This is a genomic window from Halomonas sp. EF61 (assembly GCF_040147045.1).
GTDB lineage: Bacteria > Pseudomonadota > Gammaproteobacteria > Pseudomonadales > Halomonadaceae > Halomonas > Halomonas litopenaei.
The window spans coordinates 1,523,027-1,549,067 of the sequence record NZ_JAMSHM010000001.1 but is presented as its reverse complement, the minus strand read 5'-3'; the positions used below and the strand labels follow the sequence as shown (position 1 = coordinate 1,549,067).

The 26,041-nt window shown below is 64.7% G+C and carries 20 protein-coding genes; 8 read left to right on the top strand and 12 right to left on the bottom strand.

Annotated features, from left to right (window positions below; translation table 11 throughout):
* Positions 1-15: 15 nt before the first annotated feature.
* The 10 genes from NFI08_RS06765 to NFI08_RS06720 form a co-directional block, all read right to left on the bottom strand.
* The gene (locus NFI08_RS06765) at positions 16-1,845 is read right to left on the bottom strand and encodes a TRAP transporter permease (protein ID WP_349588196.1); all 1,830 of its coding nucleotides are present in this window, start codon (positions 1,843-1,845) and stop codon (positions 16-18) included.
* A 74-nt stretch (positions 1,846-1,919) separates the two neighbouring features.
* A complete protein-coding gene (locus NFI08_RS06760; RefSeq protein WP_349588193.1) occupies positions 1,920-2,894 on the bottom strand; it encodes a TAXI family TRAP transporter solute-binding subunit in 975 nt (324 codons plus the stop codon).
* Between the two features lie 239 nt (positions 2,895-3,133).
* A complete protein-coding gene (locus NFI08_RS06755; protein WP_045993160.1) occupies positions 3,134-4,138 on the bottom strand; it encodes a Gfo/Idh/MocA family oxidoreductase in 1,005 nt (334 codons plus the stop codon).
* Between the two features lie 187 nt (positions 4,139-4,325).
* Complete coding sequence (locus NFI08_RS06750) at positions 4,326-6,056, bottom strand: purine-cytosine permease family protein (RefSeq protein ID WP_349588190.1); 1,731 nt, start codon at positions 6,054-6,056, stop codon at positions 4,326-4,328.
* Between the two features lie 495 nt (positions 6,057-6,551).
* Positions 6,552-8,054 carry a CoA-acylating methylmalonate-semialdehyde dehydrogenase gene (locus NFI08_RS06745; RefSeq protein ID WP_108449518.1) on the bottom strand — a complete coding sequence of 501 codons (1,503 nt, stop codon included), beginning with the start codon at positions 8,052-8,054 and terminating at the stop codon, positions 6,552-6,554.
* 64 nt (positions 8,055-8,118) lie between these two features.
* A complete protein-coding gene (gene iolE, locus NFI08_RS06740) occupies positions 8,119-9,018 on the bottom strand; it encodes a myo-inosose-2 dehydratase (RefSeq protein WP_045993157.1) in 900 nt (299 codons plus the stop codon).
* 77 nt (positions 9,019-9,095) lie between these two features.
* A complete protein-coding gene (gene iolD, locus NFI08_RS06735) occupies positions 9,096-10,958 on the bottom strand; it encodes a 3D-(3,5/4)-trihydroxycyclohexane-1,2-dione acylhydrolase (decyclizing) (protein ID WP_108449517.1) in 1,863 nt (620 codons plus the stop codon).
* Between the two features lie 76 nt (positions 10,959-11,034).
* Positions 11,035-12,954, bottom strand: coding sequence for a bifunctional 5-dehydro-2-deoxygluconokinase/5-dehydro-2-deoxyphosphogluconate aldolase (locus tag NFI08_RS06730; protein ID WP_349588185.1), 1,920 nt, complete (start codon positions 12,952-12,954; stop codon positions 11,035-11,037).
* 260 nt (positions 12,955-13,214) lie between these two features.
* A complete protein-coding gene (locus tag NFI08_RS06725) occupies positions 13,215-14,123 on the bottom strand; it encodes a sugar phosphate isomerase/epimerase family protein (RefSeq protein WP_349588182.1) in 909 nt (302 codons plus the stop codon).
* A gap of 131 nt (positions 14,124-14,254) precedes the next feature.
* Complete coding sequence (locus tag NFI08_RS06720; protein WP_349588179.1) at positions 14,255-15,088, bottom strand: TIM barrel protein; 834 nt, start codon at positions 15,086-15,088, stop codon at positions 14,255-14,257.
* A gap of 403 nt (positions 15,089-15,491) precedes the next feature.
* On the opposite strand from NFI08_RS06720, the gene NFI08_RS06715 reads away from it, so the two are divergent.
* Both NFI08_RS06715 and iolB read left to right on the top strand, forming a co-directional pair.
* The gene (locus NFI08_RS06715) at positions 15,492-16,355 is read left to right on the top strand and encodes a MurR/RpiR family transcriptional regulator (protein WP_045993152.1); all 864 of its coding nucleotides are present in this window, start codon (positions 15,492-15,494) and stop codon (positions 16,353-16,355) included.
* A gap of 85 nt (positions 16,356-16,440) precedes the next feature.
* Positions 16,441-17,247 carry a 5-deoxy-glucuronate isomerase gene (gene iolB / locus NFI08_RS06710; RefSeq protein ID WP_349588175.1) on the top strand — a complete coding sequence of 269 codons (807 nt, stop codon included), beginning with the start codon at positions 16,441-16,443 and terminating at the stop codon, positions 17,245-17,247.
* A 194-nt stretch (positions 17,248-17,441) separates the two neighbouring features.
* On the opposite strand, the gene NFI08_RS06705 is transcribed toward iolB, so the two are convergent.
* Complete coding sequence (locus NFI08_RS06705; RefSeq protein ID WP_349588172.1) at positions 17,442-18,383, bottom strand: sugar phosphate isomerase/epimerase family protein; 942 nt, start codon at positions 18,381-18,383, stop codon at positions 17,442-17,444.
* 205 nt (positions 18,384-18,588) lie between these two features.
* On the opposite strand from NFI08_RS06705, the gene NFI08_RS06700 reads away from it, so the two are divergent.
* The gene (locus NFI08_RS06700) at positions 18,589-19,617 is read left to right on the top strand and encodes a LacI family DNA-binding transcriptional regulator (protein ID WP_045993149.1); all 1,029 of its coding nucleotides are present in this window, start codon (positions 18,589-18,591) and stop codon (positions 19,615-19,617) included.
* 24 nt (positions 19,618-19,641) lie between these two features.
* Here NFI08_RS06700 and iolG read toward each other — a convergent pair whose 3' ends face one another.
* A complete protein-coding gene (gene iolG / locus NFI08_RS06695) occupies positions 19,642-20,628 on the bottom strand; it encodes an inositol 2-dehydrogenase (protein ID WP_349588169.1) in 987 nt (328 codons plus the stop codon).
* A 309-nt stretch (positions 20,629-20,937) separates the two neighbouring features.
* On the opposite strand from iolG, the gene NFI08_RS06690 reads away from it, so the two are divergent.
* From NFI08_RS06690 to NFI08_RS06670, 5 genes are all read left to right on the top strand, one after another.
* Positions 20,938-22,053 (top strand): ABC transporter permease, encoded by a 1,116-nt coding sequence (locus tag NFI08_RS06690; protein WP_108449512.1) that lies wholly within the window; start codon positions 20,938-20,940, stop codon positions 22,051-22,053.
* Positions 22,053-22,865 (top strand): ATP-binding cassette domain-containing protein, encoded by an 813-nt coding sequence (locus tag NFI08_RS06685; RefSeq protein WP_045993146.1) that lies wholly within the window; start codon positions 22,053-22,055, stop codon positions 22,863-22,865. The genes NFI08_RS06690 and NFI08_RS06685 overlap by 1 nt, the downstream gene beginning before the upstream one ends.
* Positions 22,866-22,880: 15 nt before the next feature.
* Complete coding sequence (locus tag NFI08_RS06680) at positions 22,881-23,711, top strand: SDR family oxidoreductase (protein ID WP_108449511.1); 831 nt, start codon at positions 22,881-22,883, stop codon at positions 23,709-23,711.
* 12 nt (positions 23,712-23,723) lie between these two features.
* Positions 23,724-24,875 carry a phytanoyl-CoA dioxygenase family protein gene (locus NFI08_RS06675; protein WP_108449510.1) on the top strand — a complete coding sequence of 384 codons (1,152 nt, stop codon included), beginning with the start codon at positions 23,724-23,726 and terminating at the stop codon, positions 24,873-24,875.
* Positions 24,876-24,943: 68 nt separating this feature from the next.
* Complete coding sequence (locus tag NFI08_RS06670) at positions 24,944-25,948, top strand: sugar ABC transporter substrate-binding protein (protein WP_349588164.1); 1,005 nt, start codon at positions 24,944-24,946, stop codon at positions 25,946-25,948.
* Positions 25,949-26,041: the final 93 nt, after the last annotated feature.

Genomic DNA, 26,041 nt, shown 5'->3' with positions numbered 1-26,041 from the left:
TGCCGGCAGGGAGCGTCACACCGGCCAGGGCACGAAGATGACGCCGAGCCCTAGCGCCACCAGGGCAGCCCTTAGCCACCAGGCGAAACGTCCGATCAGCCCGTAGGACACCAGGCCGAGGCCGATCAGCACGCCCAGGGTGGTGGCCAGGGCAGCGAAGACGCCGGAGCCAAGGTCGAGCAGCGCCGGGTGCGCGACCATCGCCAGCGGAATGACGTAGAGCCCGACCCCCAGCGCCATGGCCTTGCCCGCCACCTTCAGCCAGTTCTCGTCGGCCATTCCGGCGGCGATGAATACCGCACCACATACCGGTGGGGTGATGGTGGACAGCAGCGCGAACCAGAACACGAACAGGTGGGCGGTCAACAGCGGCAGGCCCAGTTCGGTCAGCGCCGGCCCCGCCACCGAGACGCAGATGACGTAGGCGGCGGTAGTCGGCACCTCCATGCCCAGCACCAGGCAGGCCAGAGCGGAAAGCAGCAGCGCCGGCCACAGCTGCCCACCGGACAGCGACAGGATCGCCGAGGTAACCTTGACCCCGAGCCCGGTCAGCGACAGCACCCCGATGACCAGGGAGGCGCACAGGATGATCGCGCCGATGACCGCGATCTGGCACCCGGCGGTCAGCGCTGCCTGGGCCAGGCGGGCGCGGAACTCCGTCCCCGACACCTTCAGCTCGGCGTTCATGGCCAACAGCGCAAGGCCTGCGAAGATCGCCACGCTGGCGGCGTACTGGGGGGTGTTGCCGGCGTGGAAGATGCGCTCGAGCAGGATCGCAAAGGGCACCGCGAAGAACAGTGCGGTGGTGATCACCTCGCGCGCTGCCGGGCGGTCCTCGGCGGCCACTGGCTTGAGATCGAAACGGGTGGCGAAGGCGTTGATGCCGAGCCACACCGTGGCGAAGTAGAGAAAGGCCGGCAGCAGCGCCGCGGCCATGATCTCGGTGTAGGGGGTGCCGGTCAGCTCGACCATGACGAAAGCCCCTGCGCCCATCAACGGCGGCATGATCTGGCCCCCGGACGAGGCCACCGCTTCCACCGCCGCCGCCAGCGAGCGTGGATAGCCGAGTCGCGCCATGGACGGGATGGTGATGGCTCCGGTGGAAGCTACGTTGGCCGACGCCGAGCCCGAGATCGAGCCCATCAGCGCACTGGAAATCACCGATACCTTGGCGCCGCCACCGGTCAGGCGGCCCGCCGCGGCGCCGGCCAGGTTCATGAAGCCACGCCCCGCCTCGCCCGCGTTGAGCACCGCACCGAAGATCACGAAGATCGCCACCACCGAGACACTGACCCCGGTCAGCTTGCCCCACAGCCCGCCCTCGGCGATGGTCAGCGAACCGACCAGGCTGGCCATAGGCAGGCCAGGATGACCAAACTCGCCGGGCACGTACTGGCCCAGGGCCGCATAGCCCAGCGCGATCGCGGTCACCAGCGGCAGCGGCCAGCCGATGGCACGCCGGGCGGCCTCCAGCGCCACCACAATCAGCAGCAAGCCCACCGCCATCTGCAGGGGGGTGTCGATAAAGCCGTACTGGCCGCTCAGGGCGTCCTCGTTCAAGGCGATATAACCGCAGGCGGCGATGCCGAGGGCGGTCAGCCCCAGGCCGCTGATGCGCTGCCAGTGCGTACGGGCGGAAAACACCAGCACCCAGGGCAACACCAGCGCCATGTGCAGTGGCCGACTGATCAGCGCCGGCGTCAGGCCGTGGAAGATCAACCCCAGGTGAAACACCACCGACAGGGCACCGAGCGCGATCCAAAACGGGCCACCCGGCCACGGCGAACGAACAGGGTCACGCGCGTCGGCCGGTGCGGCCGACGAAGAAGCGTCGCTTGAGTTCATGAAATCAGCACATCATCGATGAAACGGAGCGGGCCCACAGGGGCCCGCCGGGTCGAGTCCTGGGCAGGATCGTCTCAGCGCAGGGCCTCGGGCACCTGCACGTCGACCTCGTCGTAGTAGTGCAGGGCGCCGGGGTGCAGCGGACCCTCGAGGTTGGTCAGCATCTGCGGCGAGATCGCCTGCCACCAGGGCGAGGTCTCGGCCATGGCCTCGCGGCGCTCCCAGAAGGTCTTGGTCAGGGTGTAGGCGGTGTCCTCGTCCATCGCGCTGGTGGTGTAGGCCACCACCGGCAGCGAGGTGGTCAGCACGTCCTCGTCGATGCCCGCGTAGGTGCCGGCGGGGATGGTCTGGGGCGCGGCGCCGGTGGCCTCGACCTGCGCTTCGGTGAACGACACCAGGCCGACATCATGGCTCGCGGCGGTCTCGATCACGTTGGGTGCGGGAAAGGAGCTGGCGGTGGCGAAGGCGTCGATCTGGCCGTTCTTGAGCGCGTCGGGAGCGCTGCCCACGTCGGCGTCGTCGACCTCGACCTGATCGGCGAGTTCGAACAGCTCGAGATAGCGTGCGGCCTCGCGGGCGCCAAAGGAACCCTGGCCGATCAGCAGGTGCTTGCCGGCCAGTTCATCGATGCTCAGGGTGTCCTGCTCGCCCGCCACCACGAAGTGCATGGTCAGCGAGGGAATCGGGAAGAGTGCACGAATGTCCTTAAGGCGCGGATGGTTGCGACTCTCGAAGGGGCCGGTACCCTCGCGGGCGCGGGTCACCAGGCCGGGCGGCGAGGTGAAGACGTAGTTGCCGGGACGCGCCATCACCTCCATGACGTTCTGCACCGAGCCCTGGCTCTCTTCCAGGGTCAGGGTCATGTCACCCTCGGTGCCGGCCTTGATCGCCTCGGACAGCTCCACTCCCATCTGGTAGTAGGCGGTACCGGCGGAGGCGGACTTGTAGGTCAGGCGGGTCTGGGCGTGGGCGCTTGCGGCGGTCAGCACCATGCTACCGGCGAGCACAGCCGTCAGGGCCTTGAGGCCACGGCTTCGAAGATGACGCATTGAGGGGGTCTCCAGTCGACAGCGGGCGTGGCCAGTGCCTCGTTTTGCTTATGCTCCCGCCAGGCTTCAGGACCTGGCGGAAATGGCCGGCCAACAGCATATTCGACTGGCGTGATTCGTGCCACGGCGCCAAGACACTCGTGGCCCCAAGAAAAAGTCGCGGGCGCCGAGCATAGCGACGCCCGTGGCCAACGATGTCAGCCGCCTGCGCTATCAGGGCTGGCAGCGTGACACCAGTTTCAGCGGTAGAAGGCGGGACGCTCGGCCAGCGCGATCGGCTCGACCTGCTGCGAATGCCGCGCCTTGACGCAGGCGTCACTGGTCACCGCCGCCACATAGCCATCCCAGGCGGTAGGGCCATGACGCTCACCCTTGGCGGTGGCATCGACCCACTCCTGAAACTCCACATCGAAGGCGTCGATAAAGCGGTCCTTCCAGTGGGTGATCACGCCCAGGGAGTCCCGTGCGCTGTGACGCAGCGGCACGCTCGCCGGTTGCGGCAGATCGGCAACGCCGCTCTCCCCCACCAGTTCGCAGCGAATGTCATAGCCGTACTGGCAGTTGAGGAAGCTCTCGATGGTGATGACCATGCCCTTGCGGGTGCGCAGGATGATCAGCGAGGGGTCCTGCAGATCACCCTCCACCAGGCTGGAAACCCGCGGCTGGATGACCTGGGCGCTGACGTAGTCGTCCTCCAGCAGCCAGCGCATCACGTCGAACTCGTGGACGCAGGAATCGATCAGGCCCGCATCGCCGGAGAAGTTGGCCTGGGCATTGCGATGCGCACACTTGGCGATCAGCGGCTGGCCGATGCCACCCTCGTCGAGCAGCGCCTTCAGCTGGCGGTATGCCCAGTCGAAACGGCGCATGAAGCCTACCTGGACCAGCGCACGACCCGAGGCAATCTCGGCCTCGACGATACGCAGGCAGCCCTCGGCGGTGGTGGCCAGGGGTTTTTCGCAGAATACCGGCTTGCCCGCCTCGATGGCGGCCAGCACGAATTCCTCGTGGGTCGGTCCCCAGGAGGTCACCACCACGGCGTCGACCTCGGCGGCGTTGATGACGTCGTGGCCGCTGGCATAGGCCCTGGCCTCGATGCCGACCTCATCGATGGCGGCCTGCGCCTGCTCAAGGCCGACATCACTGGCGGCCACCACCCTCGCACCCTTGAGGGTATGGTTCAGCCGGCGCATATGTTCCTTGCCGATGGCTCCGGTACCGATGATGCCGATAGATAGCGTCATGTCTGGCTCCTTTCTGTTATTGACCACTTGTTGAAATCGCACCTGCTGCCCTCCCATGGGTCGAAAACGTCATATGGGCAGCGTCGAGGCTCGACCAGCGTCGTGGCGCTGGTGCCAGAGCCAGGTGGCATGGCCGCCCGATCGCTCGGGCGGCCATGTCACTTATCCTTGTTGAGGGTTGGGGTCATCACACATGGGGATCGTCTGCGGCAAGCGCCGCCGCCGGGCGACGACGATGAATCCAGATCGAGGCGCACACGAAGTACACCAGCGACAGCGGAATCACCAGCCACTTGAAGGTTTCCACGTAGTCGACGACAGCGGCGTTGTCACCGGTCCAGGACCATAGCGCCACGGCGATGATGGTCACCAGACAGGCAAACGAGATCAGGTACAGCGGATCACGACGATTGACCGCGGGCTGCGCCTGGGGCGACTCGCCGGGCAGTTCCGGCGGATCCACCGGACCATAGGCCTCTTCGTAGTAGTCGATACCGGACTCGGTGTTCGCGCCCATCCGGCGGCACAGCAGCGGGTAGAGCAGAAAGCTCAGGGTCCACACCGGGAGAAACACGACAAACAGATGCACCTGGGGCAGGGCAATGAGCACGACGCCGAGGATCACCCCGATGGCCCAGGTCAGCATGGCCGGACGATTGTCCTCGAGTCCCTGATGTTCGCGCCACAGCGGTCGGATCGACAGGCGCGGCAGCAGGAAATGCTCGGCGGCGATGATCGCGCCGATGGGGGCCATCATCATCACGAAGTAGGACAGGACGTTGAGCAGCGAACCGAAGACGAACGGGAAGCAGGCGACGACCGTGGTGGCAGCCCCCACCACCAGGGCAACGTTGAACGGCTTGTGACGATGGAACACCGCCTGAAACGCCAGCCCGGAGCGATAGAGGCTGGGGATCGAAGTGGTCCAGCCGGCGATCACTACCGCCACCAGCCCCATGGCGCCGAGCAGACGGAAGGCGATGGCGCCCGGATCAAGATCGACCATGGCTTCCTTGAGCAGCATCGCCGAGGTGGCGCCAAGGATGCCCGCGCAAACCCAGGCCATGAAGTGGCCGATGTACATGCCAGAGGCCGAAAAGTAGCCGTAGGACGACTTGCGCGCGAAGCGCAGGATGCTCATGTCGCTCATGCCGAGGTGCATCGGCAGGTTGATGCCCCAGGCCCAGGCGGCGATGACCCACATATTGATGCCAGGCTCGCCTTCGGGGGTAACGCCGGTCCACACCAGTGCACCGAGCACGTTGCCCAGGCCGTCGATACCTTGCTCGGCGCCCAGGTGGGTGACGATGGGGACCGAAAGGATACCGCTGACCAGGAACATGATCGCCATCCAGGGCGCGCACACGGTGGAAAAGTTGGCGATGCGCTTGAAACCCTTGAGGGTCAGCCAGACGGTAAAGGCGCCGACCAGCAGCGCCAGGATCACGAAGCTGGCACTGGTGGGATAGAGCCCCACCTGGGGCGGAATATCGGTCAGCACCCGGAAGGCCGAGGCCGAGACCGTGATCATGGCGCCGGCGATGACGGCGTAGAAGACACCATTGAGGATGTTGTAGACAGTGGAGATCTTCTTGCCGGCAAGCCGGGCCAGGAACCAGTACACCGTCATACGGGTGCGGGTAGCCACCGGACTGCAGATCCAGGCCCAGGACAGCACCGCCATGAAGTTACCGAGAATCAGGCCCCAGATCAGATCACCGGTGGAAACACCGAGGGTGACCAGCGCTGCGCCGATGACGAATTCGGTGCCAGCAACGTGCTCACCGGAATAGGCCCCGAGAAAGTACTTGCCGCTCAACTGCCGGCTGGGGGGAATGCGTTGATATTCGAGCTCTTCGCTCTGGGCGTTGTCGTCCGCTGTCGCGGTCGCCTGCGCCCCTGCCGCTTCTGTGCTCATAACGTTGTCCACTTGTTATTGGAGGATCGATGGCCCTTGTGACCGGTTGCAAACGATCAGGGCTCCAACCTCGGCGGTCCATATTCTTCCACGGCCCGCGCCAAATGAAACATACATTCCGAAAAGAAAAACAACAAACCAAATATTCTATACTTTAGTCGATTTGAGCGCCTGATCCAAAAAAATGCAAACAAAGTAATCCTTGGCGACATCTTTAGCTGAATTGGCGCACACAAACATCGTCTATCTGCCTTAACCACTCGCACCAGTCCCACGCTTCAACACCTGCCGCGATAGCCAAAAGGAAGGCACCGGATTCGGCGCCTTGGCAAGCGTGAAACGGCGCAACCGGATAGCATCCGCCTCTGGCACGCCGCAGCAGCGCCGACGGGACAGGGCACCAACACCGAAGCGGGACGCTTGATGGACCGCCAAGGCGTCACAAGCACCGCTACGGCGTCATACGCAGTCAGAGGACCACAGCTACAGCTACAGCTACAGCGTCGGCATGGTGAAGTGACCGCCGCTATCGCGTACTTCGCTGGGCCAGCGCTGGGTGATGGTCTTCATGCGGGTGTAGAAGCGCACGCCGTCAGGGCCATGCATATGCAGCGGGCCGAACAGCGAGCGCTTCCAGCCGCCAAAGCTGTGAAAGGCCATGGGCACCGGGATCGGCACGTTGACGCCGACCATGCCGACCTGGATGCGCTCGCAGTACTGGCGAGCGGCGGCGCCGTCACGGGTAAAGATGGCGGTACCATTGCCGTATTCGTGGTCGTTGACCATGGCCAGGGCGTCTTCGAAGCTGTCGACGCGGGCGATCGCCAGCACCGGGCCAAAGATTTCCTCGCGGTGGATGCGCATGCCCGGCGTGACGTGGTCGAACAGCGAACCCCCGACGAAGAAGCCATTGCCGGCGTTGTCGATGGTCGCCTCGCGTCCGTCCACCACCAGCTCGGCGCCCTCGTCGACGCCGGCCTGGATATAGCCGACCACCTTGTCCAGGTGAACGCGGGTGACCAGCGGCCCCATGTCGTGGTCGGGCCCATCCTTGATGCCGGGGCCGACGCTCAGCGTCTGCAGCCGTTCGACCAGCTTGGCACGCAGCCGCTCGGCGGTCTCCTCGCCCACCGGCACCGCCACCGAGATCGCCATGCAGCGCTCGCCGGCGCTGCCGTAGGCCGCTCCCATCAACGCATCCACCGCCTGGTCGAGGTCGGCATCGGGCATCACCACCATGTGGTTCTTGGCGCCGCCCAGCGCCTGAACCCGCTTACCGTGGGCAGACGCCGTGGCGTAGATGTATTCGGCGATGGGCGTCGAGCCGACGAAGCTGACCGCCTGCACCCGCTCATCGGTGAGCAGCACGTCCACGCTCTCCTTGTCGCCGTTGACCACGTTGAACACGCCATCCGGCAGGCCGGCTTGCTTGAGCAGCTCGGCCAGGCGCATCGGCGTGGACGGATCCTTCTCCGATGGCTTCATCACGAAGGTGTTGCCGCAGGCCAGCGCCACCGGGAACATCCACATCGGCACCATGGCCGGGAAGTTGAACGGCGAGATGCCGGCGCACACGCCCAGCGGCTGCATCAGCGAGAAGCTGTCGACACCGGTGCCGACGTTGAGGGAATGTTCGCCCTTCTGCAGGTGCGGTATGCCGCAGGCGAATTCCACCACCTCGAGCCCGCGTGTCAGCTCGCCCTTGGCGTCGGAGAACACCTTGCCGTGCTCGGAGGAAATCAGCCGCGCGATCTCGTCGGCGTGCTCTTCGACCAGCGCTTTGAACTTGAACAGAATGCGTGAACGCTTGAGCGGTGACATCTTGGCCCAGCCGGGGAAGGCCTCGTCGGCGACGTGGATAGCGTCGCGGGTCTCGTCGGCGCTGGACAGTGCTACCTGACGCGTCACCTCGCCGCTGGCCGGGTCGAAGACCTCGGCAGTGCGGCCACTGTGGCTGGCCTGGGGCTGGCCGGCGATAAAGTTGCCCAGAATGGTCATGCGGTGCTCCTGATACAAAGAGTTATCGAACAGATGACTGAAGACATCGGCACGGGGGTCGCTGTCACGAGGCCAGGGCCAGCCCGGCCTCGTCGCAGCAGCGTGCAAGATGGTCATAGCCCTTGCGGGCATAGGTCAGTGGATGGGCCACGGCGGGATCCTGCTCGGCCTCCACCACCACCCAGCCCTGGTAGTCGTGCGCGACCAGCCCCTGGAACAACCGGCCATAGTCGATGAAGCCATCACCGGGCACGGTGAACATGCCGTCCAGTACCCCTTCCAGGAAGCTCCGGTTACGGTTGCGCACATCGGCCAGCACCTCGGCACGGATATCCTTGCAGTGCACATGGTTGACGCGTGCAGCGTGGCGCTCGAGCACGCCGAAGGGGTCGCCACCGGCGGCCACCAGATGGCCGGTGTCCAGCAGCAGGCCCAGCGCCGGTCCGGTGGCCGCCATCAGCCGGTCGATGTCGGCCTCGGATTCCACCAGCGTTCCCAGATGGTGGTGATAGGCGATCTGCACGCCCTCGCGCTGGCAGTGTTCGGCCACCTGGTCAAGGCGCTCGGTAAACAGCGTCCATTCCTCGTCGCTCATGGTGGGGCGATGGCTCAGCGGTACCCCCATCTGTCCATGCACGCAGCGCGAGACCTCGCAGAACACCATGACCCTGGCGCCGAGCGCCTTGAGCAGTTCCAGATGGGGCGTCAGCGCTGCGATTTCTTCCTCGGCGCTGCGGGTCAAAAGCTCGGCGCTGTACCAGCCTGACACCAGCGACAGTTGGTGACGCTCGAGGATCGGCCCCAGGGTGGCGGCGTCGCGGGGGAACTTGTGGCCCAGCTCGAAGCCGTCGAAACCGGCCTCTCGTCCCTCGGCGAGGCAGGTCTCCAGCGGGGTGTCTCCGCCCAGCGAGGGCAGGTCATCATTGGTCCAGGTCAGGGGGTTGATGCCCAGTCTTATGCTCATGGCGTCCTCCGGCGTTCGATGCTCCAGGCGCCGGCGCGCCTGGAATATTTGGTTGTTATGGCAGAGCGGATTCGGGCCTAGAGGTTTCTGGCCTGACGCGCCTTGTGGGACTGATAGCGCTCGCGGGCCTCCACTACCTCTGGGCGCGGCGATACTTCAGGCACCGCCACGTCCCACCAGGCACCACCTTCCTTGGTGTCGTTGAGACCATCGGTGTCGATGGCGATCACATAGCTGATATCGGACGCCTTGGCGCGCTCGAGGGCCTGCTCAAGCTCGGCGATATTGGCAACCTTCTCGCTATTGGCGCCCAGGGCGGCGGCGTGGGCGGCGAAGTCGGTCTTGGGTGCGCCGCCCTCGACGCTCAGGCAGTCCTCCAGCCGGTTGTTGAAGCCGGGGCCGCCGCAGGATTGCTGAAGTCGATGGATGCAGCCATAGCCGCGATTGTCGAGCACCACCGCGATGATCTTGTGCCCCAGCATTACCGAGGTGGCGATCTCCGAGTTCATCATCAGGTAGGAGCCGTCACCGACCATCACGAACACCTCTGAATCGGGCAGCGCCATCTTGGTGCCGAGGCCTCCGGCAAGTTCGTAGCCCATGCAGGAGTAGCCGTATTCCATGTGGTAGCCGCGATCGAAGCGAGTACGCCACAGTTTCTGCAGCTCGCCCGGCAGGCCCCCCGCGGCACACACCACGATGTCGCGTTCGCCGGCAGCGCGGTTGACCGCCCCCACCACCTCGGCGTCACAGGGCAGCCCGGTGCCGCGATCCTGGGTCACCCGTTCCACGGTGGCATTCCAGTCGTCGCGCAGCGCGGCCGCCCGCTCGCTCCAGGACGAGGCCGGCCGCCACGGGGCGGTGCCCTGCTCGAGCCCGTCCTTCAGGCTGACAAGGCTCAGGCGGGCATCGCCCACCAGCGGCTGGGCGTAGTGCTTGACCGCATCGAAGGAGGCCACGTTGAGACACAGTATCTTCGCCTCGGGGTTGATCAGCGCCCGGGAGCCAGAGGCGAAATCGCCAAGCCGGGTGCCCACGGCGATGATCAGATCCGCTTCCTGGGCCAAGCTGTTGGCGGCGGCTGAACCGGTCACACCCAGGGTGCCGACGTTGCTGGCATGGTCCCAGGGCAGCGCGCCCTTGCCCGCCTGGGTCTCGGTCACTGGCACCTGGTAGCGGCTGACGAAGGCGTCGAGCTCAGCCAGCGCCTCGGCGTAGTGGACGCCGCCACCGGCCACCAGCAGCGGTCGCTCGGCCGAGCGGATCAAGGCGATGGCATCGTCGAGCTCGCGCGGGTCGGCGGCCTGACGGCGCAGGTGGTGTACCTTCTCGGCAAAGAAGTGCTCGGGGTAGTCGTAGGCCTCGGTCTGGATGTCCTGGGGCAGCGCCAGGGTCACCGGACCACACTCCACCGGGTCAGTCAGCACCCGCATCGCCTGGGGCAGCGACGTCAGCAGTTGCTCCGGCCGGGTGATGCGATCGAAGAAGCGACTCACCGGCTTGAAGCAGTCGTTGGAGGTCAGGGTGTGGTCGTGGAAGTTCTCGACCTGCTGCAGCACCGGATCGGGCTTGCGCGTGGCGAAGGTGTCGCCCGGCAGCAGCAGTAGCGGCAGTCGATTGACGTGGGCCACCGCCGCCGCGGTTACCATGTTCACCGAACCAGGACCGGCGGAGGCGGTACAGGCCATCACCTGGCGACGATTGAGCGTCTTGGTGAAGGCAATGGCGGCGTGGCACATGGCCTGCTCGTTGTGGGCGCGGTAGGTCGGCAGCGTCTCACGGGCCTGATACAGCGCCTCGCCGAGACCGGCCACGTTGCCGTGGCCGAAGATCGCCCAGACGCCGGGAAACAGCGGCTTGATCTGGCCGTCGACGTTCACCTTCTGGGCCTGCATGTAGCGGATCACCGCCTGGGACATGGTCAGTCGAATCGTGGACATGGCAATGCTCTCGGAGATGGCTGCCGGGTCCTGAGAGGACCCGGATTATCGTTATCTTGGTCATGGTCTGGGAGCGCTACGAACCGCTCTGGCGTTCTTTCCAGCAGTCCACCAGTTCGCGGTAATTGGCGACGACATCGTCGATCAGCGCCTGGTCGTCGGCCTCGCCGGCGAGCCAGCGACGGCTGGGCTCGGCAAAGATCGAGCGCCCCACCGCGAAGCCCTTGCACACGTCGAACCCGGCGCTGTCCATGAAGCCCTTCTTGAGCGTATCGAGGGGCGCATCGAGCCCCAGCATCACCACGCCGCGACAGTGGGGGGCGCGTCGCGCCAGCAGCACGCTGATGCGCTCCCAGGCCGCGGGGGTCTGCGGCGGCAGCTTCCACCAGTCGGGATAGACGCCGAGGTTGTAAAAGCGCTGCATGGCGTTGAGAAAGGTATCGTCATCGCTTTGCTGATCCTTGGGCGGAATGATCTCGAGCAGCAGCTCGTGCCCGGTCCGGAGGCAGGCGTCATACAGCTCCACCACCTGGCGCTCCTGGGTGCGGCGCAGGTCGAGCTGGTCCTCCGGGTGGTAGAACACCAGGCACTTGACGATGTGCTCGCGTGGCCAGGCGGCCAGTCGGGCACCGATATTGCGCCCGCCTTCCAGCTCGATGGGACGCGAGCTCGGCAACTCCACCGGGCGGCCAATCCACCAGCCGCGCCCGGTCACGTCATTGAGTGCATCCTGACCGTAGGTGTCGTCGATCAGCACGCCCATCTGGCTGTCACCGATATGTCCAGCGCCCTGCTCCGCCGCCTGCACCAGCAGCCGTTTCAACGTCTTGATCCTTCCAGGGTCGGCGCCGACCTCCCGGGCCATGTCGTAGAATTGCTTGCGATGGTCGAAGGCCAGCACGCACAGATCCGACCACTGCGTCGGGCTACGCTGGGTGGTGACCCGGTGCAGGTGGTTGAGCCGCGTGTCCAGGTCGGGACGCGGGATATCCTCGGCGCGACTCAGGTAGTCGTCGAGTTCCTCGCTGCTGGGAATCGCCGGGGCACAGCCGTGGCGGGAGACCACCAGGGCCCCGCAGGCGTTGGCGTAGGCACAGCTTTGCTCATGACTTTCGCCGTTGAGCCAGCCGCGCAGAAAACCGCTGAGGAAGGCGTCACCGGCACCCAGCACATTGAGCACCTCGACACGTACCCCGGTGAATACCTCGAACTCGGACTCGCTGTCGGGAATCTCACCGTCGAGCACGGTGCATCCCTGCGCGCCCAGCTTGAGCACGATGGAGGCATCGCTCAGCTCGCGAATGCGCTTGAGCGCGGTGATGGTGTCGGTGCTGCCACCGGCGATGTGGACCTCTTCCTCGGTGCCGACCACCAGGTCCAGGTCCGGCAGAATGGTCTGCAGGTGGGCGCTGACACCATCATCGGAGATAAAGCGGGTCTCGCCGTCACCCAGCGAGGTCAGGCCCCACAGCACCGGACGATAGTCGATATCGAGAATCACCTTGGTGCCGGCCGCCTTGGCGTATTCGATGGCGGTCTTGCTGGCCTGATAGGTGCCGTCGGTGGAGAAATGGGTACCGGTGATCAACAGCGCCCGACTGGAGGCGATGAACTCGGGATCCATATCATCGGCACTGATCGCCATGTCGGCACAATTGTCGCGATAGAAGATCAGCGGAAAGGTGTCCTGATCCTTGATGCCCAGGATCACCAGACCGGTGAGTCGCTCCTGGTCGGTGATGACCTGACTGACATCCACGCCCACCCGGGCCAGTTCCTCGCGTACGAAGCGCCCCATGTGCTCGTCGCCGACCCGCGTCAGCATGGCAGACTTCAGCCCCATGCGAGCGGTACCGTAGGCGATATTGGCCGACGAGCCGCCGAGGTACTTGTTGAAGGACGACATGTCCTCGAGCCGGCTGCCGATCTGTTCGCCGTAGAAATCCACGGCCGCTCGGCCCAGGCAGATTAGGTCCAGCGTCTTGTTGGTGGTCATGGCGTCACCCTGGTGTGGTCACGATAAGCCGTGCTCTGCCCGTGACGGGCGTCCCGACGACTTTGGATTGTTCGTTCTATTTGAATCCATGATAGAACTGATATTCCACTCGTTCAATCTCTGGAACAGCCGATTCAGTTCATCTTTGGTCGTAGCAGTGTCCGGGAAGCACGGGAGCCTGCCGTCACGCTCCCGGGCGGCAAGTCGCCCCGCCCGGTGGCGCCGGACAGGGCGTGGAGGTAGCGCGGCCAGGACGAGCCTCAGCGTGGGTTGAAGTAGGTATCGACGTAGCGCTGGATCTCCTGGCGCATAAAGCGCGAGGAGTCTTCTGCGCGCTCTTCCCAGGCGAACACACAGGCGGTCATGATGCCGTCGAAGCCGACCCCGGCCAGCGTCTTGAAGAACAGATCCCAGTCGATCTCGCCCTGGCCGATATCCAGATGCTGGTGGATGCGGGCGGTGGAGCCCGGCGGATTGATGATGTAGCGCAGCCCCGACGATCCCTTGTGATTGAAGGTATCCGCCACGTGGACGTGGGCCAGCACCGGGGCGCTGTCACGGATCATCTGCGCCATGTCATCGCCAAAGTGGAAGGTATGGGGTGCGCAGTAGAGAAACTTCACGTTGTCCGAGTCGATGGTACGAATCATGTCCACCGCCGGGTGCAGCGTCTCGACAAAGTCATCCGGGTGTGGCTCGACGTTGAGCTGGATGCCTTCGCGCTCGAAGATCGGTACCAGCTCCTCCATCGAGCGCCACCAGGCGGCCTCGCTGGATTCGGTGGTGGCGCCGCCATGGCAGCAGGCTGAGCAACTGCCACGCTCGGGGTGCGGGCCACGACCGAACTCGGAGTTCATGGTGTCCACCCCCATTTCCACCGCCACCTCGATGGCCTTCTTCCAGTACTTCACCGCCGCCTGGCGCTCGTCTTCGTGGGGACTGGCCCAGCGGAACATCGGCAGCAGCGAGGCGATCTCGACCTCGCTGTCCTTGAGCGCCTGCTTGAAGGAGCGCAGGCGGGACGGGAACACCCGGGGGTGGACGAACCAGTCGAAGAAGTCATCCCGGGGCGACAGCTCGAGATAGTCGTATCCCAGGTCCTTGGCCAGACGCGGCAGCTTTTCCAGGGGCACGTGGCGATGCATGAAGGGGTCGAGGGCGATTTTCATGGAAGTCTCCTTATCATTGTTCATGCTCAGGTTCAGGACGTTGTCACTGAGCCAGGTGGGTGGCGTTCAGCACGACACGGGCGGATCGCAGCGTGGTCAACCTCGCTGTATGTGGCGGTCACGGCGGCGATTCAGGCTACTCCATCGCGGATGACGTCAATGCTGCGCGCGAGGGCATCCGCCGGATCCTGCAGCGCGTGTACCGACTCGGCGAAGGGCTCGAAGGACAGGTAACCGCGATAACCATCGGCGAGCAGGCGACGCACCTGTTCGACGTTGTCGAGGCGATCGCCCTCACCCACCAGCACCCGGTCGCCGTCGAGCATGGCGTCGAAGGTCAGCGTCGGATCCTCGACGCCGGACAGGTGAACCAGGCCGGTGCGCGCGGCGAACAGTGCCGCTTCACCGGCCCCTCGATGGTGAAAGGTGTCGTGCACCAGCGAAAAGCGCGCCGGCTCCGATGGCCCCAGGATGGCGACGGCCTCGTCGATGGCGGCCACAGCGTCAGCCTTGAGTCGCAACGACGAGTCAGGAAAGCCCAGTGGCTCGACGAACCCCACGAGCCCGTGACGATCCAGGATTGGCCCCAGCTCCACCAGCGCCTTGACCACATCGGTGGCTGTTGGTGCATCGTCGGGCGCGGCGACCAGCGGACACAGCACCAGACCCCGGGCGCCCGCCGCCGCTGCCCGTTCGGCCAGGTGCTCGGCCTGAACGGCTCGCTCCTTGTCCCACACATTGAACGGATACAGCGCATTGACGCTGAGCACGCTCAGACCCAGCTCCCGGGCCAGCTCTCCGGCGGCAACGGCCTGCTCGAGCGTCGCCAGGCTGTTGTCGCCGACATCGTTGCGCAGCTCCACCGCGTCGATGCCGAGCTCGGCGGCCAGGCGCATCAGCTGCTCGATGGAGTAGCGAGGACAGACCATATGGTTAAGGGCAAAGTGCAGTGATCGAGATGGCATGGGGCGCTCCCTGAGCCGAGAAGAAGGTGCCGGAAACGTCACGTCAGAACTGTTTGCAACCGGTTAGGTCGCACTTTAGAACAAAAATTCCCAAGGTCAAATAGAGGGAATGTTTCCTCCTCTGGTGCCTTGGCATTCAGCTGATTGTGGCTTTTTCCCGCTAATCAATCATCTGGGCTCGGCTTCTAGCCCACGAAGACCGACGGCGTGGCCGCAACTTGTCGACCAAAGTACAAGGCGCCCCCCCTCCTCCAGGGGAACAATGATAGCCTTGGCACTGAATGAAACGTTCCATCCGAACGTTCTATACTAAAGCATAAATGGAATTTTTATTCCCAATTGACTAGGGTGATCCCAGACGACGGCCAACGCTGGGCAACACCCTGCAACCGAGTGAACCGCCATGGCAGAGCTACCTCAGGATTTCAGCGCGCTGGAAGCGCAGATCACCGAGCAGTACCCCGACCTCAGCCGTCGCCTGCAGCAGACGGCGCGTTTTCTGCTCGATCACCCGCAGGAAGTAGCCTTTTCCACCGTAGCGAGGCTGGCCGAGCAGGCGGGCGTCACGCCGTCCACGCTGATTCGCTTTGCCAACAGCCTTGGGTTCAAGGGCTTCTCGGACATGCAGAAGCTGTTTCGCTCACGCCTGGTGGATGAGTTGCCCAACTACTCAGAGCGCATCCACGCGGTGCGCTCCGCCACCGGCGAGACCCCCAGCGGCTCTCAACTGCTGTGGGAATTTGCCGACGCCAACCGGGAAATGCTCGAGCAACTCCCCGGGCGTACCGACCCGCGCCAGCTGGAGAGCGCGCTGGACCTTCTGGAAGGCGCCGAGGCGGTGCACCTGATGGGCATGCGCCGCACCTTCCCGGTGGCAAGCTACCTGCAGTACGCACTCAACCACGTCGACAAACGCTGCTTCTTGATCAATGCCCTGGGCGGTATGCATCAGGAACAGGCACGGGCCATCGGTCCCCGCGACGCCCTGCTGGCGGTGAGCTTCTCGCCCTACGCATCGGAAACCCGCGAAGTAGCCGAACAGACCCGTGATAAAGGCGTGCCGGTGGTTGCCATCACCGATTCCACCCTGAGCCCTCTGGCCCGCGTCGCCGACGTGACCCTGGTGGTACAGGAAGCGGAAGTGAAGAGCTTCCGCGGCCTCACCGCCACCCTGTGCCTGGCCCAGAGCATGGCCATCGCCCTGGGCGTGCGCCAGGACAGCGCCGCCGACAAGGGCTCGTCTCCCGAGGCCCCCGCCTCGGGCTAGCCGCCAGCTCGCCCCTCGACACCCTGGCCCGCCCACGCCCCGCGCCCTGCGCGACCGGGCAGGCCATCAACAGGAGATCCTGTCCATGACATCGCTTCTTGTACGCCCCCAGAGCCCCGACGCCGACGGCAAGGTGCTGGAAGTCACCCCGCAATCCGCTGGCTGGGAACACGTCGGCTTTCGTGTCCACCGGCTGCAAAAGGGCCAGCGTCTGAGCGGCGAGACCGGCTCACGCGAACACTGCCTGGTGCTGTTGAGCGGACGTGCCACCGTCGCCGGCGCCGGCGAACGCTGGGAGGACATCGGCGAGCGCATGGACATCTTCGACAAGGTGCCACCCTACTCGGTCTACCTGCCCGATGGAGCGGACTTCGAGGTCGAGGCACTGACCGATCTCGAGATCGCGGTGTGCAGCGCACCGGGCCACGGCAACCACAAGGCCAGGCTGATCGCGCCACAGCAGGTCAAGTGCTCCACCCGCGGCGGCGGCACCAACACTCGCCATATCCACGACATCCTGCCGGAGACCGAACCCGCCGACGGCCTGCTGGTGGTCGAGGTCTACACACCGCCAGGCAACTGGTCGAGCTATCCGCCCCACAAGCACGACGTCGACAATCTGCCCGAGGAGTCGATCCTCGAGGAAACCTACTACCACCGGCTGAATCCGAGCCAGGGCTTCGCCTTTCAGCGGGTCTACACCGATGACCGCTCGCTGGACGAGACCATGGCGGTAGACAATGGCTGCTGCGTGATGGTGCCTCGGGGCTACCACCCGGTGGGTGCACCTCACGGCTACGAGCTTTACTACCTCAACGTGATGGCCGGTCCCAAGCGCGAATGGAAGTTCAAGAACGACCCTGAACACGAGTGGATCGTGCAGCAACAGTAGCCGTACAAACTCCGCCGATTCCGGCAGCCCAGGTAAGGGCTGGCGTCATCGGCGGACCAAGGAACGTCTCTCTCTTTGCCCCGCCACCGGCGGGGCTTTTTTATGGTGCATTGCTTCCCTTTTCCGCCAGCCGCAGGCATGTCAGCCGCGGACAGGCCATCTTGGCAGCAGCCTTGACCAGCCTATTCATATCGCTAACGACTGATGGTCTGCTTCAGCGCGTCGATCGACGACTGGATACCGGCCTCGGTGGACATGGTGAAGTCCTCCATCTCGAGGCTGACCCAGTCGTTGTAGCCCTGCATCCGCACCACCGAGAAGAACTCCTTCCACCACTGAAGGTCATGTCCCGCCCCCACCGCCACATAGTTCCAGGCGCGATTGGCGACGTCGGTGACCTCGGCGAGCTCGAGCAGACCGTTGACATCGGCCAGCCCCCGCTCGATGCGGGTATCCTTGCCGTGGCAGTGGTGGATGGCATCGCCCAGTGCCCTGGCCGCGGCGATCGGGCAGGCCCCCTTCCAGAAAAGGTGTGAAGGGTCCAGGTTCATGCCGACCTTGGGCCCGACCTCGTCACGCAGGCGAAACAGGGTCTGGGGGTTCCACACCAGCATCGCCGAAAAATTTTCCAGCGCGAATCGCTCGACACCGACCTCATCGGCCAGCCTCACCAGGCCGTGCCAGTAGGGAAAGGCGCAGTCTTCCCACTGGTACCGATCGCGCTCGGGCATCTCATCGGGCCAGCTCTTGGTGTAGACGAGCCAATTGGGCACGCTGTCCCCCGGCGCCGCCGCCGGCAGGCCCGACATGGTGACGATGCGCTTGACCCCGATCTCACCGGCGAGCCGGATGGTCCTTTCGATCTCACCTCGGTGGCGCTCGCCGAGTTCCCCCGGGTCGAGCGGATTGCCGGAACAGTTCAAGGCGGCGATCTTCAGTCCCCGGGCGTCGATCTCCTTCAGGCGTGAGGCCAGCAGGCTTCTATCGGCGAGCAGTTCGTCGGCACGAAAATGCGGCGCCGGCGACCAGCCACCACCGGTCATCTCGATACCTTCCACCCCGAGCGCCACGCACTTGTCGAGCATCTCGGTAAAGCTGAGATCCGCCATCACATCGGTACAGATGGAGAGCTTCATGGCATTGTCCTGTCATATGGCTGTGTGGTTTCGCCGTTGCTTGGGTGGACGCATCGGCGGCGGCGCGGGCACAAAGGGCTCTTCCGACGGCGACCTATGCCAACACCTCAAGAGGGTCAACACCGTCATCCGACCCGATGCAACCGGTTGCAAATAGGCCAGCACGAGCCTAGTATGGAATGAAAAATTCCGTCAAGGAGCATCGATGAATATTCGTTCCGATCGCGACCAAGGTCGCAAGGTGACCTCCGCCCAGGTGGCCGAACGGGCCGGTGTCTCCAAGTGGACGGTGTCGCGGGCCTTCACTCCCGGCGCCTCGATCTCAGAGAATGCCCGACAGCGCGTGATGGAGGCCGCCGAAGCCCTGGGCTATCGCCCCAACCTGCTGGCACGAAGCCTGACCACAAGACGCACTCAACTGATCGGCGTCGTCGTCGATCAATTCGCCAACCCGCATACCCAGGCGATGCTGAATGCCGCCACCCTGGCGCTGCAACAGCGGGGCCAGCTGTCGATACTCTTGAATATTTCACCACCGGTGCGCTCCGGTGAGCTGCTCGATATCGCCGAGCGCTTCCAGGTCGACGGGCTGTTGTTTCTCGGCACGGTGCTGAGCGAGGACATCGTGCGCTTTGCCACAGAGCGCCAGCACGTGCCACTGGTGCAGCTGTTTCGTACCACCGAGGTGGACGGGGTGCAGATCGTGGCAATTCAGGAGCATGCGGCTGGCGCCGAAATCGCCCGGCTGCTGCTCGGCGAAGGTCATCGACGGCTGGGCTATCTGGCCGGCCCCGACAGCGGCAGATCACGACTGCCCCGTCTCGACGGCTATCGCCAGACGCTTGAGGATCACGGCCTGACCCTGGCAGCCACGCTGGCTGCCACGGATTATCGCCACGCTCTGGGGTATCAGGCGATGCACGACTACCTGCAAAGGACACCGGCGGCACAGCGCCTGGATGCGCTGTTCTGCGAAAACGACATCCTTGCCATCGGCGCCCTCGATGCCCTGCACCAGGCCGGCCTCGACGGACAGCTGGCGATCGTCGGCTTCGACGATATCGAGCTGGCCGCCTCACCGCGCTACCGTCTGACCAGCTACCAGCCGAACCTCGATGCTGTGGTGGACAGCGCCATCACACACCTGCTCGATCGACGTATCCCTGGTGACCCAACGCTGCTCCCAGGCCGGCTGGTGGTGCGTGACTCTCATCGCTTTGCTGGAAAAGATTGAGTCACAAGCCCAGAGCCCCGGGGCTCACACCTCCTCGACGTAGACCGTGCGCCCCTCGCGACGTGAGATATCCGCCGCCTCGGCCAACCGCAACGCTTCGACACCGTCCGTGATGCCGGCGCGGGGCGCGCGGCCTTCCCGCCAGCTCTGGTAGAAGTCGTCGAGCTCTCGGCGATAGGCCTCGGCGTAGCGCTCGAGAAAGAACCAGCGCGGCGCTTCCTCCAGTTGGCCCTGCTTGCCGACGAACTTGAGTCGGGTGTCGCACTCGTTCTGGGCCTGCAACATGCCGTCACTGCCGAAGGCCTCGATGCGCTGGTCGTAGCCGTATACCGCACGCCGAGAATTGCTGATGGTGCACAAGCGCCCCGAGGCCGTCTTCATGACCACCACCGCGCTGTCCACGTCGCCGGCCTCGCCGATGGCCGGGTCCACCAGACAACTGCCGCTGGCGTGGACGCTGACGATGGGCTCGTCGAGCAGCCAGCGGGCCATATCAAAGTCGTGGATCATCATATCGCGGAACAGCCCACCTGACCCCTTGACGTACTCAAGGGGCGGCGGCTCGGGGTCGCGGCTGGTGATCGCCAGCGTCTCCAGCTTGCCGATGCGGCCCTGCCCCAATTGATCCTTGAGCGCCGAGAACTGCGGATCATGGCGGCGATTGAAGGCCAAGGCGCAGAGGCTTTGCGCCACGCGCTCGGCAGTCGCCCGTGACGCCGCCAGATCCAGGGCGATGGGCTTCTCGCACAGCATTGCCTTGCCTGCCGATGCGGCGCGCTCCAGGTAGTCGATATGGGTCGCCGTGCTGGAAGCGATCAGCACGGCGTCGATCTCGGGGTCCTCGAACACGTCATCGATGTCCCGAGCCCGGGAGCCAAAGTCCCGCGCCAGGGTCTCGGCGGCCTCGGGATAGGCATCCACTACCGCCGCCAACGTGACCTCGGGGTGGGCGGCGACGGACAGCGCATGCACCCTGCCGATCCTTCCTGCTCCGATCAATGCCAGTTTCATCGTCTGCTCCTTGTATCCATGTGCATTGCCGCTAAGGGGTATGTCTTGGTGGCTTTCAGGCGCTCGCCATTACCACGATCAATCGTCGATCGACAGCGAGACCCCAAGCCTGACGCCCAGCCTACGCAAAAAGGAACAAACATTCCGCATAGACCAAAGTATAGAATTTTTGAATTGTTAATTTCTCTCTTGGAATCTACATTTCATAACACGACGAATCGAAACAGCTGTCCGCGAGTTCGAAACACGTCCATCACCACCGCGGACGTCTCCGCTCCTACAACAAGACGACCCTCACAAGGAGTCACCATGAGCACTACCGCCTCTCCCGCCAGCCAAGATCAGGACGAGCGTCTTGCCCACGTCAGTCCGCTGAAGAAAGCCCTGCACCGACCGGAGTTCGGCTCCGTCGCCGGCGCCCTACTGGTCATCGTGTTCTTCGCCCTGGTTGCCTCGGGCACCGGCATGTTTTCCGGCGCCGGGGTGATCAACTTCCTCGAAGTCTCTGCCCAGCTCGGCATCCTGGCCGTGGCGGCGGCGCTGTTGATGATCGGTGGCGAGTTCGACCTGTCGATCGGCTCGATGATCGGCTTCGCCGGCATGTTGATCGCCATCCCCGCCGTGCAGTACGGCTGGCCCATCTGGGCAGCGCTGTCCTTCGCCTTCGGCTGTGCCCTGGCGATCGGCGCCCTGAACGGCTGGCTGGTGGTCAAGACCGGACTGCCATCCTTTATCGTCACCCTGGGCTTTCTGTTCATCCTGCGCGGAGTGGCCATCGGCATTCCCCGTCTGATGGCGGATCGCACCCAGATCGGCGGGGTCCACGACGTCATCGGCAACGACTGGTTCGCGGCGCTGTTCAGCGGCGAGGTCGGCGAGGGCTTCTTCCTCTGGCTGTCCGAGATCGGCGTGATCGGTACCAACTTCGCCGGCAATCCCACCGTCAGTGGCATCCCGGTCTCCATCGTGTGGTGGCTCGGCCTGACCGCGCTGGCCACCTGGGTGTTGCTGTTCACCCGCTTCGGCAACTGGATCTTCGCCTGCGGCGGCGACAAGGAAGCGGCACGCAACGTCGGTGTCCCGGTCAATCTGGTCAAGATCGTACTGTTCATGTTCACCGCCTTCGCCGCCTGCGTGTTCGCCGCCCTGCAGGTGATGGACACCGGCTCGGCCGACTCCATCCGCGGCATCCTCAAGGAGCTCGAGGCGATCATCGCGGTGGTCATCGGCGGCGCCCTGCTCACCGGCGGCTACGGCTCCGCCATCGGCGCCAGCTTCGGTGCGCTGATCTTCGGCATGGTGCAGATGGGTATCTTCTATACCGGCGTCAACACCGACTGGTTCCAGGTATTCCTCGGCGCGATGCTGCTGATCGCGGTGCTGTTCAACAACTACGTGCGTCGCAAGGCGCTGGAGGCCAAGTAATGAACGCTCCCGTCCCGATGATCGAAATGCGCGACGTAGCCAAGCACTTCGGCAGCGTGATCGCCCTGAGCGGTATCTCCATGAAGGTTCACTCCGGCGAGGTCATGTGCCTGCTCGGTGACAACGGCGCCGGCAAGTCGACCCTGATCAAGACCCTCTCGGGGGTCCACGTACCGACCCACGGCGAGTTCCTGGTCGACGGCAAGGAGGCCCACTTCAGCTCGCCCTCGGATGCCCTCGACGCTGGCATCGCCACGGTCTTCCAGGATCTGGCGATGATCCCGCTGATGTCGATCACCCGAAACTTCTTCATGGGCCGCGAACCTACCAGGGGCTGGGGACCGACCCGTCGCGTCGACTGGACATTCGCTGACCGCGTCGCCAAGGAAGAGATGGCCAAGATCGGTATCGACGTGCGCGATCCGGCTCAGCCGGTCGGCACCCTTTCCGGTGGCGAGCGCCAGTGCGTGGCCATCGCCCGGGCGGTGTACTTCGGTGCCAAGGTGCTGATCCTCGACGAGCCCACCTCGGCGCTCGGGGTCAAGCAGGCCTCGGTGGTGCTGCGCTACATCGCCAAGGCCCGCGCCGATGGTCTGGCGGTCATCTTCATCACCCACAACGTGCACCACGCCTATCCGGTGGGTGACGCCTTCACCATCCTCAAGCGCGGCTCCAGCTTCGGTACCTTCCGCAAGGACGAGGTCAGCCGTGAGGAAGTGCTCAACATGATGGCCGGTGGCGCCGAGCTCGAGAGCCTGGACGCTGAGCTTGCCGAATTTCAGCGCGCCGATGGCAACGGCCAGGCGGCCTGAACAGGGAGAGTTACTATGCAAGATCGTTCATTCAAAGGTCAGGTGGCCATCGTCACCGGTTCCACCCAGGGACTGGGCGAGGCGGTGGCTCGCCACCTGCTGGGTCGTGGCCTGTCCGGCCTGGTCATCTGCGGGCGCCAGCGGGACAAGGGCGAGGCCCTGGCTCGCGAGCTCGAGGGTCTAGGTGAGGACGCCAAGGTTCTGTTCGTGGCCACCGACATGACCCGGGTCGACGACTGCCGCCGGCTGGTGGCCCAGGCCGATGAGGCCTTCGGACGCATCGACATGCTGATCAACTGCGCCGGCAACACCGAGCGCGGCACCCTGCTCGACACCGACGAGGCCGCCTACGATCGTCTGTTCGCGGTCAACACCAAGGCGCCCTTCTTCCTGATGCAGGAAGCTGTGCGGCGGATGATCCGCGATGGTATCGAAGGCCGCGTGGTCAATATCCTCAGCATGTCCGGCCACGGCGGTCAGCCCTTCATCTGCGCCTACAGCGGCAGCAAGGGGGCGCTGGCCACCCTGACCCGCAACGCCGCCTACTCGCTGCTGCGCAATCGCATCCGCGTCAACGGCCTCAACATCGGCTGGATGAACACCCCGGGCGAACACCGCATCCAGACGGATACCCACGGCGCCGAGGATAACTGGCTGGAAGCGGCCGCCCGCGCGCAGCCGATGGGGCGCCTGCTGGAGCCTGAGGAGGTCGCCAGCGCGGTGGCCTTCCTGGCCAGCGACGCCTCGGGAATGATGACCGGGACCATCGTCGACATGGACCAGAGCGTGCTGGGCTGTCACGACAGCGCGCCGCAGCCGCCCGCCGCCATGCGCTGGCCTGACTGAGGAGGACAGACGGTGGAGCATTTCATCGATCGAACCCAGCTGGATGTGGCCGCCTTCGAGGCCCTGGTCCAATCGACGACCAATGCCGAAGCGCTGCCCCAGGCCGAGCGCATCGTCTCCGGCATTCCGCTCTACCGCGCAAGCCATGCCCTTGACTGTCTCGCCGACCCGCAGCGGCGGCGCAGGCTGCTTGACGAGTGGCATCACTGCCTGCTGGACGGTCCCGGGGTGCTCGCGATCACCGGGATGATGGAGCGGACCACGGTGGACCGCGCCAGCGAGAGCTTTCTTGCGCTGATCGAAGCTGAACGGGGACACGGCCAGCAGGGCGACCATTTTGCTGCGCCGGGTGCCAATGATCGCCTGTGGAATGCCTTCCAGAAGCACGGCGAGGCCGATCCGGAAGGTTTCGTCGACTACTACGCCAATCCGGTGCTGGCACTGGTAGCCGAGGCCTGGCTTGGCCCGGGCTACCAGATCACCTCCCAGGTCAACGTGGTCAAACCGGGCGGTCGTGCTCAGTTGCCTCATCGCGACTATCACCTGGGTTTTCTGAGCGAAGCACAGGCGCTGGGCTACCCGCTGTCGCTGCAGGTCGCCTCACAACACCTGACGCTGCAGGGCGCCGTGGCCCACGACGACATGCCGCTGGAAAGCGGACCAACCCAGTTGTTGCCTCACTCCCAGCGCTACCCAGAAGGCTATCTGGCCTACCACGACCCGGCCTTCCAGCAGGTGTTCGCCCGCCATCGCGTTCAGCTACCGCTGACCAAGGGCGACGGCCTGTTCTTCAACCCGGCGCTGTTTCACGCCGCGGGCGACAACGACAGTCAGGACCTGCGGCGCATGGCCAACCTGCTGCAGATCTCCTCGGCCTTTGGCCGTGCCATGGAGAGCGTCGACAACACCCGCCTGGTGCGCGCCGGCTTTGCCGCGCTAAAGGCCCGCTTCCAGCGCGATGGCTGGACAGCGGCGATCCGCGCAGGTGTGACCGCCCTGGCCGAGGCCTACCCGTTCCCGGCCAATCTGGATCGCACCCCACCCCAGGGCGGGTTGGCCCCCCAGAGCCAATGCGAGCTGCTGACACTGGCCCTGGACGAAGACTGGGACGCCGAACGCCTGGACCGGGCACTCGACCAGATGGCGCAGCACCGACGCGCCTGAATCACTGCATCAACGTGACACCCCTGAGCACCATCACCCGCAACACCAACAACAATCGGAGTACAGCCATGAGCAAGATCACCGAAAAGACCAGCGCAACACACACCGGGGTCAAGCGCCCCAATGCATTCTCCAGGGCCATCACCGGCGCCCTGGTCGCTGGCGCCATGGCGCTGTCGGCGAGCCAGGCGGCCGTTGCCCAGGACGCCGACCCGCTGAAGTTCGTGGCGATCACCCATATCGTCGCGGCGGACCCCTTCGGCAACGTCCTCAAGCGCGGTTTCGAGGATGCCGCCGAGGAGATGGGAGTGGAGCTTCTCTACAACTCTCCGGCCCAGTACGACACCTCCCAGATGCTGAGGATGATCGAGCAGGCGATTGCCACCCAACCCGATGGCCTGGCGCTGACCATGCCCGACGCCAGCGCCTTCGCCGAGCCGGTGCGCGAGGCCATCGCCGCCGGTATTCCGGTGGTGGTGCTCAACACCGGCGAAGAGATCGCCGGCGAGATCGGCGCACTCAACTATGTCGGTCAGAGCGAGTACCGCGCGGGCAAGATGGCCGGTGAGCGCATGAAGGAAGCCGGCGTCGAGAGCCCCATCTGTATCAACTTCGCCCCCGGCCAGTCGCAGCTTGATGCCCGCTGCAAGGGCTTTACCGACGCCTTCGACGGCAGTGCCGAACAGATCTCCACCACCCAGGATCCCACCGCCATCACCAATGCCGTGCTCGCCCACCTCAACTCGAGCCCGGACACCGACGGCGTGCTGAGCCTGGGATCGCTGGCCACCGACCCGCTGATCAACGAATTCCGTAGCCAAGGCGCCATGGGCCAGATCGCCTTCGCCACCTTCGACCTGTCCGCAGAGACACTGGAAGCGGTTCGCGATGGCGAGATGCTGTTCGCCATGGATCAGCAGCAGTACCTTCAGGGCTACCTGCCGATCATCTCGCTGGCGCTGTACAACCGCTACGGCCTCAAGCCCACCAACAATATCCAGACCGGGCCAAACTTCATCACCCAGGAAAACGCCGAACAGGTCATCGAGCTGACTCAGCAGGGCTATCACTAAGCGGCCACCTCATCCAATGGCCATCCGCCACCATGGCAAGGCCGGCGACTCACCGAGCAGGCCTTGTCGGTACTGACCATCCACACCTCGCCC